General features: G+C 68.6%; 14 protein-coding genes. 8 read left to right on the top strand and 6 right to left on the bottom strand.

All coding sequences use genetic code 11. The features are described from left to right. The coding region (locus tag ACWGDE_RS04240; protein ID WP_453387439.1) for a hypothetical protein at nucleotides 1-389 on the bottom strand (389 nt) is incomplete at its 3' end. 290 nt (nucleotides 390-679) lie between these two features. On the opposite strand from ACWGDE_RS04240, the gene ACWGDE_RS04235 reads away from it, so the two are divergent. The 3 genes from ACWGDE_RS04235 to ACWGDE_RS04225 all read left to right on the top strand — a co-directional run bounded on the left by ACWGDE_RS04235 (nucleotide 680) and on the right by ACWGDE_RS04225 (nucleotide 3,580). Then, nucleotides 680-1,315 carry a PadR family transcriptional regulator gene (locus ACWGDE_RS04235; protein ID WP_453387438.1) on the top strand — a complete coding sequence of 212 codons (636 nt, stop codon included), beginning with the start codon at nucleotides 680-682 and terminating at the stop codon, nucleotides 1,313-1,315. Next, entirely contained in the window at nucleotides 1,312-2,814 is a 1,503-nt protein-coding gene (locus ACWGDE_RS04230; RefSeq protein WP_453387437.1) for an FAD-dependent monooxygenase, read from the top strand. The genes ACWGDE_RS04235 and ACWGDE_RS04230 overlap by 4 nt, the downstream gene beginning before the upstream one ends. Nucleotides 2,815-3,139: 325 nt before the next feature. Continuing rightward, the gene (locus tag ACWGDE_RS04225) at nucleotides 3,140-3,580 is read left to right on the top strand and encodes a hypothetical protein (protein ID WP_453387436.1); all 441 of its coding nucleotides are present in this window, start codon (nucleotides 3,140-3,142) and stop codon (nucleotides 3,578-3,580) included. Between the two features lie 50 nt (nucleotides 3,581-3,630). On the opposite strand, the gene ACWGDE_RS04220 is transcribed toward ACWGDE_RS04225, so the two are convergent. Then, a protein-coding gene (locus tag ACWGDE_RS04220; protein ID WP_453387435.1) for an IS5 family transposase occupies nucleotides 3,631-4,511 on the bottom strand; the annotation gives its coding sequence in 2 pieces (ribosomal slippage) (nucleotides 3,631-4,151 and nucleotides 4,151-4,511; 882 coding nt in all). Nucleotides 4,512-5,255: 744 nt separating this feature from the next. On the opposite strand from ACWGDE_RS04220, the gene ACWGDE_RS04215 reads away from it, so the two are divergent. Then, the gene (locus ACWGDE_RS04215; protein WP_453387434.1) at nucleotides 5,256-5,507 is read left to right on the top strand and encodes a hypothetical protein; all 252 of its coding nucleotides are present in this window, start codon (nucleotides 5,256-5,258) and stop codon (nucleotides 5,505-5,507) included. A gap of 314 nt (nucleotides 5,508-5,821) precedes the next feature. Here the strand turns inward: ACWGDE_RS04215 and ACWGDE_RS04210 are convergent, their stop codons facing one another. Beyond that, nucleotides 5,822-7,186, bottom strand: a complete 1,365-nt coding sequence (locus tag ACWGDE_RS04210) for an SMI1/KNR4 family protein (protein ID WP_453387433.1) — start codon at nucleotides 7,184-7,186, stop codon at nucleotides 5,822-5,824. A 439-nt stretch (nucleotides 7,187-7,625) separates the two neighbouring features. On the opposite strand from ACWGDE_RS04210, the gene ACWGDE_RS04205 reads away from it, so the two are divergent. Together ACWGDE_RS04205 and ACWGDE_RS04200 are read left to right on the top strand one after the other, a co-directional pair. Next, nucleotides 7,626-8,174: a hypothetical protein gene (locus tag ACWGDE_RS04205; RefSeq protein ID WP_453387432.1), complete on the top strand. Its 549-nt coding sequence runs from the start codon at nucleotides 7,626-7,628 to the stop codon at nucleotides 8,172-8,174. 356 nt (nucleotides 8,175-8,530) lie between these two features. Beyond that, on the top strand, nucleotides 8,531-8,758 hold the full coding sequence (locus tag ACWGDE_RS04200; RefSeq protein ID WP_453387431.1) for a hypothetical protein: 228 nt from the start codon (nucleotides 8,531-8,533) through the stop codon (nucleotides 8,756-8,758). Between the two features lie 199 nt (nucleotides 8,759-8,957). On the opposite strand, the gene ACWGDE_RS04195 is transcribed toward ACWGDE_RS04200, so the two are convergent. Continuing rightward, nucleotides 8,958-10,376 carry an MFS transporter gene (locus ACWGDE_RS04195; protein WP_453387430.1) on the bottom strand — a complete coding sequence of 473 codons (1,419 nt, stop codon included), beginning with the start codon at nucleotides 10,374-10,376 and terminating at the stop codon, nucleotides 8,958-8,960. A 986-nt stretch (nucleotides 10,377-11,362) separates the two neighbouring features. On the opposite strand from ACWGDE_RS04195, the gene ACWGDE_RS04190 reads away from it, so the two are divergent. Beyond that, nucleotides 11,363-11,629 carry a hypothetical protein gene (locus tag ACWGDE_RS04190; RefSeq protein ID WP_453387429.1) on the top strand — a complete coding sequence of 89 codons (267 nt, stop codon included), beginning with the start codon at nucleotides 11,363-11,365 and terminating at the stop codon, nucleotides 11,627-11,629. Nucleotides 11,630-12,260: 631 nt separating this feature from the next. Here the strand turns inward: ACWGDE_RS04190 and ACWGDE_RS04185 are convergent. Together ACWGDE_RS04185 and ACWGDE_RS04180 are read right to left on the bottom strand one after the other, a co-directional pair. Continuing rightward, the gene (locus ACWGDE_RS04185) at nucleotides 12,261-12,833 is read right to left on the bottom strand and encodes a hypothetical protein (protein WP_453387428.1); all 573 of its coding nucleotides are present in this window, start codon (nucleotides 12,831-12,833) and stop codon (nucleotides 12,261-12,263) included. Nucleotides 12,834-13,313: 480 nt separating this feature from the next. Next, complete coding sequence (locus tag ACWGDE_RS04180) at nucleotides 13,314-14,384, bottom strand: nuclear transport factor 2 family protein (RefSeq protein ID WP_453387427.1); 1,071 nt, start codon at nucleotides 14,382-14,384, stop codon at nucleotides 13,314-13,316. 143 nt (nucleotides 14,385-14,527) lie between these two features. Between ACWGDE_RS04180 and ACWGDE_RS04175 the strand changes: the two genes are divergently transcribed. After that, the gene (locus ACWGDE_RS04175; RefSeq protein WP_453387426.1) at nucleotides 14,528-15,475 is read left to right on the top strand and encodes a GlxA family transcriptional regulator; all 948 of its coding nucleotides are present in this window, start codon (nucleotides 14,528-14,530) and stop codon (nucleotides 15,473-15,475) included. Nucleotides 15,476-15,726 lie beyond the last annotated feature (251 nt).

Raw genomic sequence — 15,726 nt, 5'->3', positions numbered from 1 at the left:
CGCGATCTGGTCAGGCCTCGCTCCGCCAGCCACTCGGTGAGTGCCGGACCGTCCTGAAGGTCGGCATCGCAGTCACCGATTCCTCGGAGACCGGACTGGTGGTGCAGGGTCCAGCAGGCGATCAGCTCGCCCTCGACGCCGTGAACCATGATCGTCGGCCAGCCGTCGCACAGGCACTGGTCGCCGGTGCCGCCGTCCACAATGGCCAGCATTTGGGCCAGGTCTGCGATCTCAGCACCGGTCACTACGATCCGCGCCACGTCGACGGAGTCCGCCTCGTCAGGAGATCTCTCGGCGATCACGACGTGACCAGCACGGTTCAGTACATCGCGGAGGTGCGCTGTCGTCGGAGCGCCCTCATCCATGCCCATCGTTCTCTCGTAGATCACGTCCGCGAGGATATCGGCGCCGATCCGGGAGCCTGGCGATCTTCTTGAAACGGCCGGTGTGGTAGCTCCCGGCGAGAGCGCCCGCGCGAGAGCGTCAGGGCGAGCCTGGCTGGACCTGGCAGCGCGGGCGGCCGTGGCGCTCGACATCGTCGGCGTCGCTCTCGGTGCTGTCCTGAGGGTCCGTCACCACTCGAGTGAGAACGAGCTCGGAGAGCCGATCGGGCGTACGGGCCGCCTCCGGCAGCTGATGCCATATAGTCGGCTCCTACTATTAGGAGGCGGCGATATAGATGGCGAAACGGAAGATCTCCAACACACTGGCGCTCGCCGTGCTGGGCCTGCTGCAAGAACAGCCGATGCACCCGTACGAGATGGCGTCCACCCTGCGGGAGCGGCACAAGGACAGCAGTTTCAAGGTCAACTCCGGGTCGCTGTACGACACGGTGGAGGCATTGGTCCGGCACGGCTGGATCGAGCCAGTGGAGACGGCGCGCGACGGCAGGCGGCCGGAGCGAACCGTGTACGCGGCAACCGAGCTGGGCCAGAGCGAGTTCGTCCACTGGATCGATGAACTCCTCCGCACGCCCGTCGCGGAGTACCCGAAGTTCATGGCCGCGGTGTCCTACCTCGGCGCACTCGGTCCGAACAGGGCGACGGAGGCACTGGCCGAACGGGCGGGGCATCTGGCCCAGCGGATCGAGGAGACGAGCGCGGTGCTGGCCGACACGGTCGGCTCCGGCAAGGTCCCCCGGCTGTTCATGATCGAAACAGAGTGCGCATTGCACGCCTGGGAGGCCGAGTTGGCCTGGACGCGGCGGACCATCGCCGAGATCCGCGACGGCAGCCTGTTCTGGCCCGAGGTCGAGCGAACCGAACAAGGGTGGACCTGGTCCACCCCCGTCAACCCGGAAGGGAGCACCCGATGACCGAGGTGTTAATCGTGGGAGCCGGCCCGGCCGGGCTGCTGCTGGCCGGCGAGCTCCAGCTCGCCGGAGTCGACACGGTCGTGGTCGAACGCCACGCGCAGCGGCCGGGCTACTGCCGGGGATTCAACCTCAACGCCCGCGCCCTGGACCTGCTGGCGCGACGCGGCCTCGCCGAGAGGCTCATCGCCGAGGGTTGGCAAGTGCCGCACGCCGCGTTCTCCGGCCTGCCCGTGACGCTCACCCTCGCGGGCACACACACCGACCACCCGTACTCGTTGGGCATCCCGCAGACCCGGGTCGAGGAAATCCTCGAAGCGCACGCCCTCGACCTGGGGGCCGACATCAGGCGCGGACACGAACTGCGCACCCTGGAACAGGACTCCGAGTCCGTCACCGCCACTGTCACCACCGGCGACGGTGAGTACCGTGTCCAGGCCGCGTACCTGGTCGGTTGCGACGGCGGCCGCAGCACCGTCCGCAAACAGGCCGGCATCGACTTCCCCGGAACCGAGGCGACCCGCTTCTCCCTGCTCGGCGACGTCGAGCTCGCAGACCCCGGGGCATTGCCGTTCGGCACGACCACCGGCCCCGGCGGGACCGTGTTCGTCATCCCCCGCCCCGGCTACGTCAGGGTCATCACCCACGACCGGCAACCCCCTGCGGACAAGGACACCCCGGTCACTCTGGACCTGCTCCAAACCGTCGTGGACGACGCGCTCGGCCGCCACGTCGAGCTGCGCGCCGCGCGCTGGCTGACCCGGTTCGGCAACGCCGCCCGGCAGGCGGCCCAGTACGTCCGGGGCAGGGTCATCCTGGCCGGGGACTCCGCGCACATCCACCCGCCGGCCGGGGCGATCGGCGTCAACGTCGCCCTGGACGACGCGTTCAACCTGGGCTGGAAACTCGCCGCCACCGTGCACGGCACCGGGCCGGCCCACCTGCTCGACAGCTACCACAGCGAACGCCACACCGCTGGTGCGCATGTGCTGGCCAACACACAGGCCCAGGTGCTGCTCGGCGAGGCGGACGACCGGCTCGGGCCGATCGCAGACCTGCTCACCCGCGTCGCCGGCCACCCTGCGGGAAACCGCGCCTTCGCCGAGACCATCACCGGACTGGACACCCGCTACGGGATACACCCCGACTCCGACGACCACCCCTGGCTGGGCCGCCTGGCCCCCGACCTCGCCCTGACCACGGGCGACGGCCCCACGCGCCTGACCGGGTTGCTCGCCTCGGGACGCGGCCTCCTACTCGACCTGACCGTAGGAAGCACCATCCACGAGTCGGCCGCAGGATGGGCAGACCGCGTGAACATCGTCACCGCGACGTGCCCCGACCACCCCGAACTCCGGGCCATCCTCCTGCGGCCGGACGGGCACACCGCCTGGCTGCGCACCGCCGGCCAGGACCACGCCGACGGGCTCCACCAGGCGCTGGAACATTGGCACGGTCCGGCAGCACCGTCCGACGCCGCGTTCGCGGGAACGCCCCACTAGCGAGCCAGGTACTGCCGTCATGGCGTGTGGTCGGCGTGTCAGTACGGGTGGGACCAGAGCGCCCTGCCCCCCGGTCGACTGCCGATGCGAGGACGCCCCGTCCGAGCCCGGCCCCTGCCTGACGCGTCGGCCCGGCCTCGCGCACAAGGCGGTCCGGCCCAGAGCCATGGGTGGCTCCAGACCGGACCGCCCGACGGCCCGTCTCCCCCGAAGGGTGCCGGGTGAGACGGGCCATCGGTCAGTGGGCAGGGTTAGGGCCTGTCCGGCGGATCATGGCGTTAGTGGGATGTCATCGAGGTGTGGGGCGCCTCGGTAAGGTCGGGGCGTGCACCGCGATGAGAGCGCTTCCGTCGATTCGACGCCCGTCCTGGACTGGCAGGACGGGTCCACGTTGCGGTGGATCGATCAGCCTGAGGAGGTCGATGCCGCGTTCGATCGGGGTGAGCCGCTCGTGGGGGTGGCTGTCATCGCTCTCGCACTCAATCACGCGGACGCGGACGTGATTCTGCCGCGGGTCAGGAAGGCGATGGAGTCCAAGGATGCGGAGATCCGCCGCCAAGGTGTCATCGCTCTGGCCCACGTCGCTCGTCTGCATAGGACCGTTGACCAGCGATCTCTCGCGCTACTCCGTGCTTGCCCGCGCGGCAACGAAGCCGATGACGACCTGTGGTCGTTCGTTGCCCACCGTCGACTGCCGTGGTGGCTTTGGCGGCACCACTTCACACAGCGATTGACCTGGTTGTTCTGCGGCGGATGGCGGGTTTGACGGCACGCCGTGCCCAAAATCGGCGTCCCACCGCTGTCCCGGCCGGCCGATTATGGGCGGAGCCACAAGCGGATCGCCGCTGCGGTGACGGTGCCGTGGAAGACGTAGGCCCTCTTGTCGTAACGGGTCGCGACGGCACGAAAGTTCTTGAGGCGATTGATGGTCCGTTCGACCTCGTTGCGGTGCCGGTAGCGGTCAGGGTCGAAGCCGGTGGGTCTGCCGCCTGCGCTGCCTCTGCGTCGGCGATTGGCCCGTTGGTCCTTCGGTTCGGGGATGGTGTGCTTGATGTTGCGCCGTCGCAGGTAACGGCAGTTGCGGCGGGAGCTGTATGCCTTGTCGTCGCTGATGTGTTCGGGCCGGGTCCGAGGTCGTCCGCCCAGCGGTCGGGGAACCCGGATCCGGTCGAGGACCTCGATCATCTGTGGGGCGTCGCCCCACTGGCCCGGCGTGAGCAGGAAGGCCATGGGGCGGCAGCCACCCTCACCGGCGAGATGGATCTTGCATGTCAGGCCGCCCCGGGACCGTCCGAGTCCCTCGTCGGGGCGGTGGTGCCGGGGCGTCGTTCTTTTTTCGGGACCTGCGGCTTGGCCTTGCGGGCGCCAGCCGCGTGCTGGTGGGCCCGGCAGGACGTCGAGTCGACGCCGACCATGCCCCAGTCGATCCGTCCGGCCAGGTCGGCGTCGGCCTGGACCGCCTGCAGGATCCGGTCCCAGGTGCTGTCCGCCGACCAGCGGCGATGCCGTTCGTAGGAGGTCTTCCAGGAGCCGTAACGTTCCGGCAGGTCCCGCCACGGGACACCGGTGCGTATCCGGAACAGGATCCCGTTGAGGACCGTGCGGTGGTTGTTCCACCGGCCTCCCCGGCCGCCCGAAGGCGGTATATGCGGCTTTAGCAGCGACCACTCGCGATTCGTCAGATCCCCCCGACCCATGACCGAACCAACGAGCGACCTGTCGAAAGGTCACATGATCCGCCGGACAGGCCCTAGCCGACGGCTCCTAGGAGGGTGAGGCCGGCGGTCCAGCGTTGAAGGATGATGGGTTCCGCTCCGACGTGGGAGCAGATAAGAAATCTCAGGGTGTTGATCAGATACTCGATAAGTGGTCTTCCGCAGCTCGCTCTAAATGCGGTTCGGGGACGTGCTCGTTCCTGGTCGATGGCCGGTGGGCCGGGACCAGGTTCAACAATCTTGATGGGTCTGTGGTAATCGGACATGTAGAGATGCGAATAGTTGGGGAGTTTCAGGTCTGCGATTCTGGTGGAGGGAGGAAGGTGACCGGAACGTATCGCGTTCAGATATATAAGGATTGGAATTTCGACAAGGCGAAGCAGGCGATGGGTATCCGCTTGCTCCATTCGCCCAACTTCACGAGTGCGGGCTCGCGAGAGAGTATCCAATGGTCGGAATCAGCTCCAACCGAACGTATTCGGAGTGATGGCCATGTGGTATAGGCGTCTCCCCCTGATTCTGGTTATGGCGACTGCCCCTGTCGCGCTGGCTGGTTAGGCGGGTGGTGGATTGAAGATGGGTGGACCATGCAAAGCCGCCGCACTTTCGCCGTCAATTCTCGAGAAGTATTATCTCCCCGCCCTTCCTGAGGGTGACGGCGTTCGATTCTGCGAGAGTTCCGATCCGGACGGGTTTGGAGTGGAGCTAACCTTCCAGAGTTCCCCGGTGGATTCCAGGGAATATTTGAAGTCATTGGGTATGGATCTGTCGGATTTCACGGAGGTGTCCGGCGGTAAGGTCGATGAACTTGCGAAGCCTGGCGGTGAAGGATGGTCGCTGATTGCTGGGCAGAAATATAAATGGGTCCTGAAGGCTCGTGATTGGAACGGGCACTGTCGAGTGGATTACTCGGCATACGTCCCGGATGGTGCAAATTTGGACGGCCGGGTCTATCTGGGCATGTACTGCCAAACGTAGGATTCCCCTTACGCCCCTTCGGGCTATGGGGGAGTGGAGCGCAGGGGGTGCCGATAGTGTCCTGGGCGTACGTCCCGACCGATCTGGCGATCGGCCGGCATCGGGGGCTACGCCAGTAACGACCTCGCGGCCCTTGGATTTCGCTGCTCCGCCGGGGTCGAGTGTTCCGCGCCTGCGCCTCTTTCAGGGAATGTTTTGCGAGCCGTTCCGTTTCGCTTCGTGCCCGAGCAGGCTGGCTGCGATCAAGTGCTGTAGTTCGCCAGAGGGGCGCGAACTACAGCGCTCGGCTCCCGTGGGGCGTGCGGTCCCGCTGACTACATCGGAGGGCCGAGGTCTCCCGCGAGGAGCGTTTGTGTGATCTTGGGGCGGTCCCAGAGGGCCAGGATCTCGTTCGCGAGGGCTGCAACGGGCAGGTGGTCCTGGTCCCGCACCTTGATGGCTGCCGCCTTCAGCGTGCGCGGGACGGCTCCGGCGTCCAGGAGGACGCGCCATTCCTGCGCGCCGATTTCCAGGAACTCCAGTGCCGTGAGCTCAGCGACCTCCAGGGGGTCGGCCAGTGTGCCGGGCATGGCGGTCAGAGTGCGAAGTCGGGGCAGCCCGACGACAGGCGCGAGGCTGAAGGGTGCGCCGTCCCAGGCTCCGATGGACAGGACTTCCAGGGCGGGATGGGAGGCAGCTTGGATGGTCTCGAGGCGTCCGGTGCCGACTTCGGCCTCGACGGGAAGCTTGTCCGCGCGGCGGCCACGGGCTTCTTCCCTCATCCGGCCCAGGACGAAATCTGTGAGGGAATCGGCTACCAGGTCGGCACCGAGGCTTTGCTCGTGGTCGACCAGGATGATCTGCCCGAGGTAGCCGGCGGGGCCGGGGGTCAGGTCGACGGCGAATTCGTCGCCGCCGTTGGTCCCGAAGCCGATCCAGCCGGGAGAGCCGGCCAGACCCTGCACCGCGGCGTCGGCCCCGATGTTGACCGCATGCGTCGCTGCGTGATCCCAGCCGGGGTGACGCACTGCGGCGTCGACGCTGTACAGGTGCTCCAGGCCGGAGAGCTCACAGCCGACCGCCTCGCCGGCCCGGTCCGCCTCCTCGAGATCGATCTCGTCGTCCTTGCCGTACACCCGTGTCACCCGGTACAGCACCTTGAGCTCATCGGACAGCGTGACACCAAGGCGCGCTTCCGCTGCGGCGATCTCGTCCTCTGTCGCTCCGACGGCGCCGGGCAATCGCGCGCGCAGCGTCCGCTCCAGCAATTCCGGATCGGCCGACGGCGCCGGCACCGCTCCGGGCACCGGATCGGCCTGGCGAAGCCAGGGCTCGGCAAGGGAGGCGTCGGCCAGAACCAGGACGCCCAGGTCCGGGTAGCCGAGAGCCGGTTCCACGGCCGGGCTCGGCCAGACCAGGCCGAGTGTGGTCCGACCATCCGGCTGGACCTCCGCGCTGAACGCGATCTCCTGGACTCCGCCGCGCGCGAGCGCCCGCTGAATGTCCTCCACCGCGGTCCGCGCTGCCGGCGACATGGATCCCCGGTACGCCAGGCTCGTGCCGTGCTGGCTGATGCGCCCTGCGACACGCGCCGGCCGGGCGGCACGCCGATCCGTGTCGTCGGCCAGCATGAGCCGGAGCACGGGTTCCCAGGTCGCGAAGTCGGACACCGATGACAAGGGGGGTCTCTGATCAAGCATGCGCAGACCGTATGCGGAGCCAATGACAAGTGGTGCACCGGGCGACGCTGCTGCTCACCAACGTCCCTGGTGAGAAGCGGCTACGGGGAGAACCTCCCCGACGGGCAGTTTCCAGATCCCGGGGATCGATCAGCCCCTGCAGGTCGGCCGTGGTCACGGCCAGGTGCGGTAGACGGGGCCCCGGCATGCCTCGGTCGGCCAGAACCAGCATGCCCGGGCGGAGCGAGCCGTTCGGCCGTTCGACCTGGCCCCGTTCCTGTCCGCGGACCAGAGGATCAGAGAGGCCGTACGATCCTGGCGCGGTAGCGGACGGCGCGTTCGTCGAACCGGGTGCCGAGCCGCTTGTGGCCGGCACGGGCTCTGTCCAGTCCCGCTCCGCCCCCTCAGCTCGCCTCGACCCACCACGAGATCAATTGCTGGCCCGTCTTAGGGTTGATGGGTGGTCCCTTCTGACGCTGCATCGAAGACACGCTTCCTGGTCCTGAACGACTACGGCATGGGCGGAACCTGGTGGTGGGTCCGCGCCCGGTCCGAACAGGAGGTGCTGGAGACCTTCGCCGACGTGGAAGTCGTACACACCGAGGCCACCCGCGCGGAAGCCGAGACGTGGGGCCTCGACGAGGCCGACGTCGACGGACCGACGACACCGCCCGGCTTGGACGAGGCCCGAGCCAAGCGGGACGCCCAGCGCGGCATGCCAGGCTTCGGCGCCCTGGCCGGCCGGGACCTGCTGTATCTGAGCCGCCTGTGGGACGAGGACGACGACCCGATCGTCTACATGATGGAGGTCGGCCCCGACGGCCGTCGGCTCCGCCAGGTCGAGCTGACCGAGGACGGAACGGCCTACCGGAGCACCCCGGAGGACTGGCCCTTCAACCCGCCGTTGGTGGACCGCTACGCCCCCGAGTGGGTGCCGTTCGTGATCGGCCAGGACGAGTTCGAGGCCCAGTGGACCCGGGCCGTCCACGATCCGAGCCGCTGGGATTGAGCCGACCTGCTCGGCGGCGCGGAGCGGCGGTCTGCCGTTCCGCGCCGCCAAGCGCTCGAGGCTCGCGGCCGGGCCCGGACGTCAGCCGCGAGGTCCGCTTCACGGGAGCCTGTTGCCAGACACTCAAGGTGAGCATGGTGGCGACGTTCGCCGCAGGGGCGGAGGGGCGGCTGTCATTCGCTCGGCAGGGTAACTCGTCATGCTCACGGTGTCTCAGCTACGTGTGCTTGCTTTCGCGGGCCAATCACGCGGGCGTGAGCAGCCGCTATCCAGTAGAAGGGGAGGGGAGGAACAGACCCGTCTGCTCCTCCCCTCGCACCACAACAGACCTCAGCCTCGAGGCCTCCGTGCCCACGATGAAGGCGTTACCGGCGGCCATCGCCGCCGCAGCCGCTGCCGCAGCACTCCTGGGATTCGTCCAGTACCCGGGCACCGAAACCGTCGTCCGGCAGCCATCCGTACACGACACGAACGAACCACCGACCGCGGAACGCATCCGCGAACTCAGTCGGACCGGGCAGATCAACCCCGCCAGTCCCCTCCCGGTGGACGAGCACGGCAACACCGTCGAGCCGAGGCATTAGGGTCTGCTCGAGTTGTCGTCGGTTTGGCGGATGTGCCCTCACTGCGACGACGGCGCCACGACGCCAGCAGGGAAGTCCTTTGCCCAGTGAGCAGTGGTGATGGAGCTGTCAGGGGTCAGCAGTCGGTGGGTGAGAGTCGGCCTTCGAAGGCGTTGAGGGCGACCGAACCGGCGGCCCTGCACCACTGCCGGCCGGCGCCTCAGCCGCCGGCCGGCCGCCGGCCCCGGACCGTCGGGATCAAGGCAGCGGATCCCAGTACCGACAGCAGCGCGGCCCCGCGCAGCAGGGTGTTGATGGCCGGGCCGTCGGAGGCTGCGTGCACCGGCGAGCCGCTGATCGCCTCCAGCAAGGTGGAGCCCACGGCCAGCGTCATGGCGCCGAACAGCACGATCGTCGTCAGGAACAGACCCGACGCGGCGGCGAGGCGTCCGGGCTCGACGTACGACTGTGTGGTCACGTTCGCCAGCGCCCAGACGAGCCCGCCGCCGAGGCCCACCACCGCGAAGACCGCCGTGTACGTGGCAAGGTCGGTCATCCAGGTCAGGGTGAACAGGCTGACGCCGCTGAGCAGCAGGCCGCCCGCGATCAGGGTCTCGGGACGAATCCGCTCCGCGAGATGTCCCGACCAGTAGTTGCCGACCCCCAGGCCCACGGACAGCGCCAGGAAGACCAGTCCGGAGCCCAGGGGCGACAGCCCGCGTACCTGCTGCAGGTAGATCGCGGAGAAGAGGTTGACCAGGGCGTGGACCATGTTGGACAGCGTTCCCGCGAGTGCGACGGCGACGAAGAGGCGGTTGCGCAGCAGCCCGAGGTCGAGCAACGGTCGCTCGGAGCGCTGGTCGATGCGGAGGAACACGGCCAGCAGCCCCACCCCTGCGGCGATGCAGCCGAGGGTCGCTGCGGAGTCCCAGCCCCAGCGCCTGCCCTGGTCCACGCCGATCAGGATGCCGGCCACACCGCCGGCCAGCGTGAGCACGCTGGGCAGGTCGGGCCGGCCTCCGGCTTGCTCGTCGCGCGTCTCGGGGACATGCCGCAGCAGGAGCGCAATGGCCGTCAGGCAGAACGGCAGGTTCAGCAGGAACAACGCGCGCCAGCTGACGTGTTCGGCCAGGGCCCCACCCACGACGGGCCCCAGAACGGTTCCGATCGTGCCGCAGGTGATCACGATGGCGACGGCACGTCCTCGGCGCGCGTCCTGGAAGTACGCGGTGACCACTGCGACGGCCACGGGGAAGACGAGGGCCGTGGTGCATCCCTGGACGACTCGCCCCGCAATCAGCCAGGCGAGATTCGGCGCCGCGGCGCACCCTACGGAAGCGATGGCATAGCCGGTGAGTCCGGTGACGAGCACACGCTTGCGGCCCCACAGGTCAGCGGCCCGGCCACCGGTGATCAACAGGGCGCCGAGGGCGAGCATGGAGCCGCTGAACAGCCACTGGAGGTCGGTGGTGGGGGTGTGGAAGTCCCGGCCGATGACGGGAAGCATCAGATTCAGTGCGAAGAAGTCCATCTGCACCAGGAGCATGCAGATGCCGGCGGCCGCGATGACCGCCCGGTCCCGACGGCCGAACCTGCCCCGGGATTTCCCGCCCCCGCCGGCATGCGCATGTCCCGTCATGGTCGCTGTGTCCCGTCACGTGGGCCGGAGCCGGAGCCAGAATTGTCCCGCCGGCCGTTCCTTCACGCATTGTCGGCCTGCGAGGCCGGGACACCGGTGAAGCCCGGTGCGCCGGATGCGGGGTGTCGGGGTGTCAGGCCGTTCCGCCAGGCGGCACCTCTTGGCCGGGCCGTGCACCTGCGATCCGACGCAGCCGCGATGCCCAGCGAACCTCACGTAAGACTGGCGCCCTTCACCCTGGACACCCGCCACCGACCAGCACGGTACGGCTGTGATCAGACGTTTCTTCCCGGCGCGCTTCACTCTGGGGCCAGCCCTCATCATCCGGCTGCCTGTGCTGCTACGACGTGGGTAAAAGCCGTCCGGCGCCCCGAGTCCGTCGCCGAACGCGGCCGGATAACCATGAGGAACAAGATCAGACAACTCTCACGACATCCGACAAAGGGACGTCGATCCTGGTCGCGCCACCGAGGATGTCCACCGTCAACTCGATCCGGCCCCGAACATGGTCGACAGCCACCACGGGGCTCGTGAAGTCTGCGAACGGCCCCCCGGTAATCCGTACGTCAGTCCCGACCTGGATTTCCATATCGTGCGTCACACCGGCCCCCTTGCGCTGCTACCTCGGTTAGCCATCGCTGGCAGATTCGAACCTACGCCTTGGCGGTACAGAGCCGGACGGCCCGGGGCAGCTGGGGGGCGACCGTCGGTTGAACGTCAAGGTCAGCCGCTCGCCGGCCCTTTCGGCGGCCGGTCCACCTCCATGGGCGTGGCGGTCGTCGCGTCGGAGAGTGCCAGGTACAGGTCGAAGGCCTCGGCGGCGCCGCGGTGGGCGGGTCTTCTGGGCCGCCGACCTGTGACCCGCGCACGCCGTCGATCGAGGCATCTGGGCGGACACGGCGGCTTCGGACACTTATCCCCGTATCCGGTACTGCCGCGTGGTAGAGATAAGGGGAAAATACTCCCAAACCAGGAGGTATACGACGATGCGCACCACTCTTCTCCGTGTGACGGCCGCGCTGGGTGCCGCGGCAGTGCTGGCCATCTGCGGCGCCGGCGCGGCCAGCGCCGACGGCGTAGGCACCGCGGGCATCGGCAACGCGGGCGTCGGCAATGCAGGCGCCTTCAACGACGGCGTCGGCAACGCGGGCATCGCCAACTGGGGTCTGGGTAACGCGGGCATCGCCAACACGGGCATCGGCAGCCACGGCATCGGCAATTCAGGCCTCGGAACCTCCGGCATCGGCAATTGAGACGGGCTCACAGCCCCCGCACCACCAGGTCGCACGACGCGCCCGGCTGACGCCGGGCCGGTCCACCCGGGCTGCCCGCTCCACCAGCGGCCGGCCCGGGTGTGGCGTCGAGCAGCCGGCCCGCGAGGATGGCCAACCGCGCGCAGGATCGACCTCACCTCGTTGTGCGAGAACCCGGATGCCAGCACCCCGGCCGCCCGCGGGTCGCCGCGGAGGAAGTCCTCCGTGCCGCCTACGCGCTGGGCGTCTCACGACCCCCTGTGGCCTGCTCCTCCCGTTCTCGTGAACATCGACGTCCCGCCTCGGCGGGTGCCTCCCGAAGTCATGACGAACGGGCTTCACCCGTGAAGAAGGCCAGTCTCGTGGACAAAGCCATCAGTACCTGATCCATGTCCTCGGTCTCGGCCGCCGCCGCTACCGGGGCTAATCGCAGTGCATCGGGCTTTAGCCCGGTGGTGAAGCGATTCTGAGAAGTGCTCTGACCCGCAGGTCACAGCGGACGGTTCTGCTGCTCGATGCAGTGCCCATGGCGCCCCCGTCCAAGCGCCCAGCAGGCTTCCGGCGAGCAGGCAGAGTCGCCGCACTCCGCCAGCATCCGCCTTTCACTTCAGTTCAAGGGCGGCGAGCTCCTCTAACCGGTCTGGTTCAGGGCGGTGATGCGGCCTAGCTCCCTCCTGGGGACGTCGTCGACCGGCTGGTCAGCCTGTCGGCCCTGCGGAACCGAGGCGCGCAGCCGGCGAATGGTCCGAAGAACCTCCGAACGGTGCTTGGCCGACTTCACCCAGGCCGGCAGCCGCTCCACCAGGCTCATCGAGCCGGGAATTGCGGCGCGCTCACGCAGCCCGGCACCGATGTAGCTCTCGAGCAGGTCGAGATGAGCGAGGTTGTACGCCCAGAGCTGCTGTCCGCCGCAACAGTCCGCAGCCAGCCAGAGAGGCAGCTGGAAGTACGGGTCGACGGGCTGGCCGAACGTCCGGCAGTCCTGGAACTCGTCCCTGACGTGCCCGCAGCCGCACCGCAGCCGTCGACGGGTGTACTCCCGGCCGCCGACCCAACGGTGCTCGCACTCACCCAGCCGCGCGAGGACGAGGGCGCAGCCCCCGCACACCGGGCAGCGAACGAGTACCTCATCGGCGAACTCGTACACCTTGACCCCGGGGTCGGCGAAACGGCCCTCCATCATGCCCTCCACGATGCCTGACATCTTGTCCAGCGATCATCCCACCAGCCGCAGGGCATGCTGCCAGTGCACAACCCACTGCACCGGCGGTCAAAGGCCAATTCCGGCTGTCGGCCGGGGGCCCTTGCTCGGGGGGATGATTCGCGTTTCCCTCAATTGTGCAGAAAAGCCGCATGCCCGACCGGTAACTCGCTCTGCCGTCATCGCGAGCTGAAGCGACAGAGCCACGTCGCCGGGCCCTCAGCCACTCGCCGGCCCCTTCCGCGACGGGTCCACCTGGACGGGCGGGGCGGTCGTCGCGTCGGAGGGTGCCAGGTACAGGTCGAAGGCCTCGGCGGCGCCGGGCGGTGGGGGCGGTGGGGGACGATGAGCGGCGGTTCCTGGTGGGTGCCGTTCGCGCACGCGGCGAGCTGCATGCGGGGGAGGAAGGTGTGGAGGGTGTTGATCCAGTCGGCTTCGGCGAATTCGCGTCCAAGTGGGGGCAGCCGGTCAGCTGGCGCGGCATCACCGGCGGGACGGGGGCACGTTCTGGCCGAAGTAGGGGTCGGCCACCACGTGGGCCCAGCCTCCGTCCGGCTGGCGTCGGAGAATCTCCGTGGTGGTGGAGACGACCGGCTCATGACCGGCACAGGTGAGGGTGGCGGTGTTCGATACAAGGGCGACGTCGTCCACCTGCCGGATGTCGCGCAGTTCGAGCGCGAGACGAGCGCCCGTGTCGATCAGCTCTTGCAGGCCCTTCCGGATGGACGCGGTGCCTACCAGGTGGGTTCCAGGGGCGGGGACGAAGTGGGCGTTCGGCTCGTACAGCGACACCAGGCCCTCGATGTCACCCGCCTCCAGGTACTCCGTGAACAGGGCCCCCACCTCCTCGGGCGTCTCGGCGCGGCGCCGGGCCGCGGCGCCGACGGGCTTGTCGCCCCAGCCTGCCGAGGCGAGCAGGTCGTACCAGTCGGGGTGGGCGCCGTAGGGGAGATGGTGGCGGAGCAGGGCGCCCGGGAACGTCAGCGGGGACGCCTTGTGGGGCTTGGCCACGGCCTGGGTGACGATGGCGTCGCTGAGTGCGTAGGCCAGGTCCATGCGGGGGAGCAGGGCGTGCACCTCGTCGGCGAGGCCGGGCGGAAGGTCCTCACGCCGGATTCCGAGGATGTCGGTGCCGATGCCGGCCTGCGCAAGCGCCACCTCCGGGCCTTTCCGTCCGGCGATGCCGTCCGAGGTGTGCAGGGCGATGGCGTCCCAGACGATGGCGACGCGCCGTTCCTCGACGCCGCGTTCGCGGAGGAAGGCCGCTGCGGTGTCGGCGCCGTCGACTTCGAACCGCTGGTCGCCGTTGCCTGCCTCGCTCACCCCGATGTCGTGCAGGACGCAGCCGAGGAACAGCAGTTCGTCGTCGTAGTCGGTACCCACGCTCAAGCCCTGGTTCCGGGCGTGGGCCCGGGCGAAGACGTAACTGCGCACGCTGTGATGGAGGATGAAGTCCGCCGTGGCCCCGGCCACGTAGGCGTAGGCGTCCCGGGCGAGGCTCGTGTCGGGGAGGTGGAGCCGCTCGAAGAGGGGCAGGGGTGCATCAGTGGTCATGGTGTGGCTCTTTCGTTCGTATCGCTGATCGGCAGGCGACGTCTCCGTCGGTCATGAGCCGACCGTAGGCGCGATCCCGGCGAAGGAGTCAGTGGCACGTATGCCATCCACCGATAGGATCGTGCCATCCGCTGGGAGGTGAGATGTCGGACGCAAAGCACCGCGTGGTCGTAGTGGCTCTTGAGAACGTCCTCGCACTCGACATGGGGATCCCCGTGCAGGTCTTCGGGAGCTGGCCGGACGGGCCCTACACGCTGACGGTGTGTGCGGAACGGCCCGGGCTCGTCGCGATGCACGGAGGCCCCGTGTTATCGGTAGCCGACGGGCTGGACGCCCTGGCTACCGCCGACACCGTGATCGTCCCCGGGTACTTGGAGCCGGACAGGCCCTCCGACGCGGTCAGCGCCGCGCTCGCGGATGCGGCAGCTCGTGGCAGCCGCATGGTGTCCATCTGCTCGGGCGCGTTCGCCCTTGCCGCCGCCGGGCTTCTCGACGGCCGACGGGCCACCACGCACTGGCAGTACGCGGCAACACTGGCGAAGCAGTACCCGCAGGTGAAGGTGGAGCCGGAGGCCCTGTACATCGACGAAGGCCACGTGCTGACCTCCGGCGGCGTGACCGCCGGCCTCGACCTGTGCCTGCACCTCATCCGCCGCGATCACGGGACCCGTCTGGCGAACCAGATGGCACGTCTGCTGGTGACCGCACCACACCGCACGGGCGGGCAGTCCCAGTTCATGGATCTGCCGGTGCCCCCCGACCCGGATGACGGACGGGCGCCGGTGTACGAGTGGGCCCTGCGCAACCTGCACCAGCCGCTCACGGTGGACCAGTTGGCGAGCCGGGCCGGGATGTCACGTCGCACGCTGATCCGCCGTTTTCACGCCGACACCGGCCGGCCGCCCATGCGTTGGCTGCTCGACGCAAGGCTCGGCCGCGCACGGGAACTCCTGGAATCCAGCGACCTGCCGGTGGAAGGGGTTGCACGGCGCTGCGGTCTGGGCACGCCGGCCAACTTCCGGACCCTGTTCAAAGCCCACGTCGGAGTACCACCCAGCGCCTACCGCGAGACGTTCAACTCGGCCCGCTGAGCACGACTTGATGCCGGCCGGGTCGTAAACCGGCCGCTTGCGAGCAGGTTCAGGATCCGGGTTCCGCGACGTCGCACGGGTCGGATGCGGCGTCGCAGGGAGCAGCGGCCAGGTCCATCTCCCGGACGTCACAGGCGATCCGGCCGAGCGAGGTCCGGAACGCTCGGGCGCTCGTTCTCATCGAGCGCATCGAGGAACCTCTCTTCGGCTACCGGACGCTCGCCGCCGCCGTCCGGGGTGACCAGCAGAAT

Source organism: Streptomyces sp. NPDC054956, from assembly GCF_053609185.1.
Note: the sequence above shows the minus strand (reverse complement) of the source record. Positions and strands in the feature narration are given on the sequence as shown.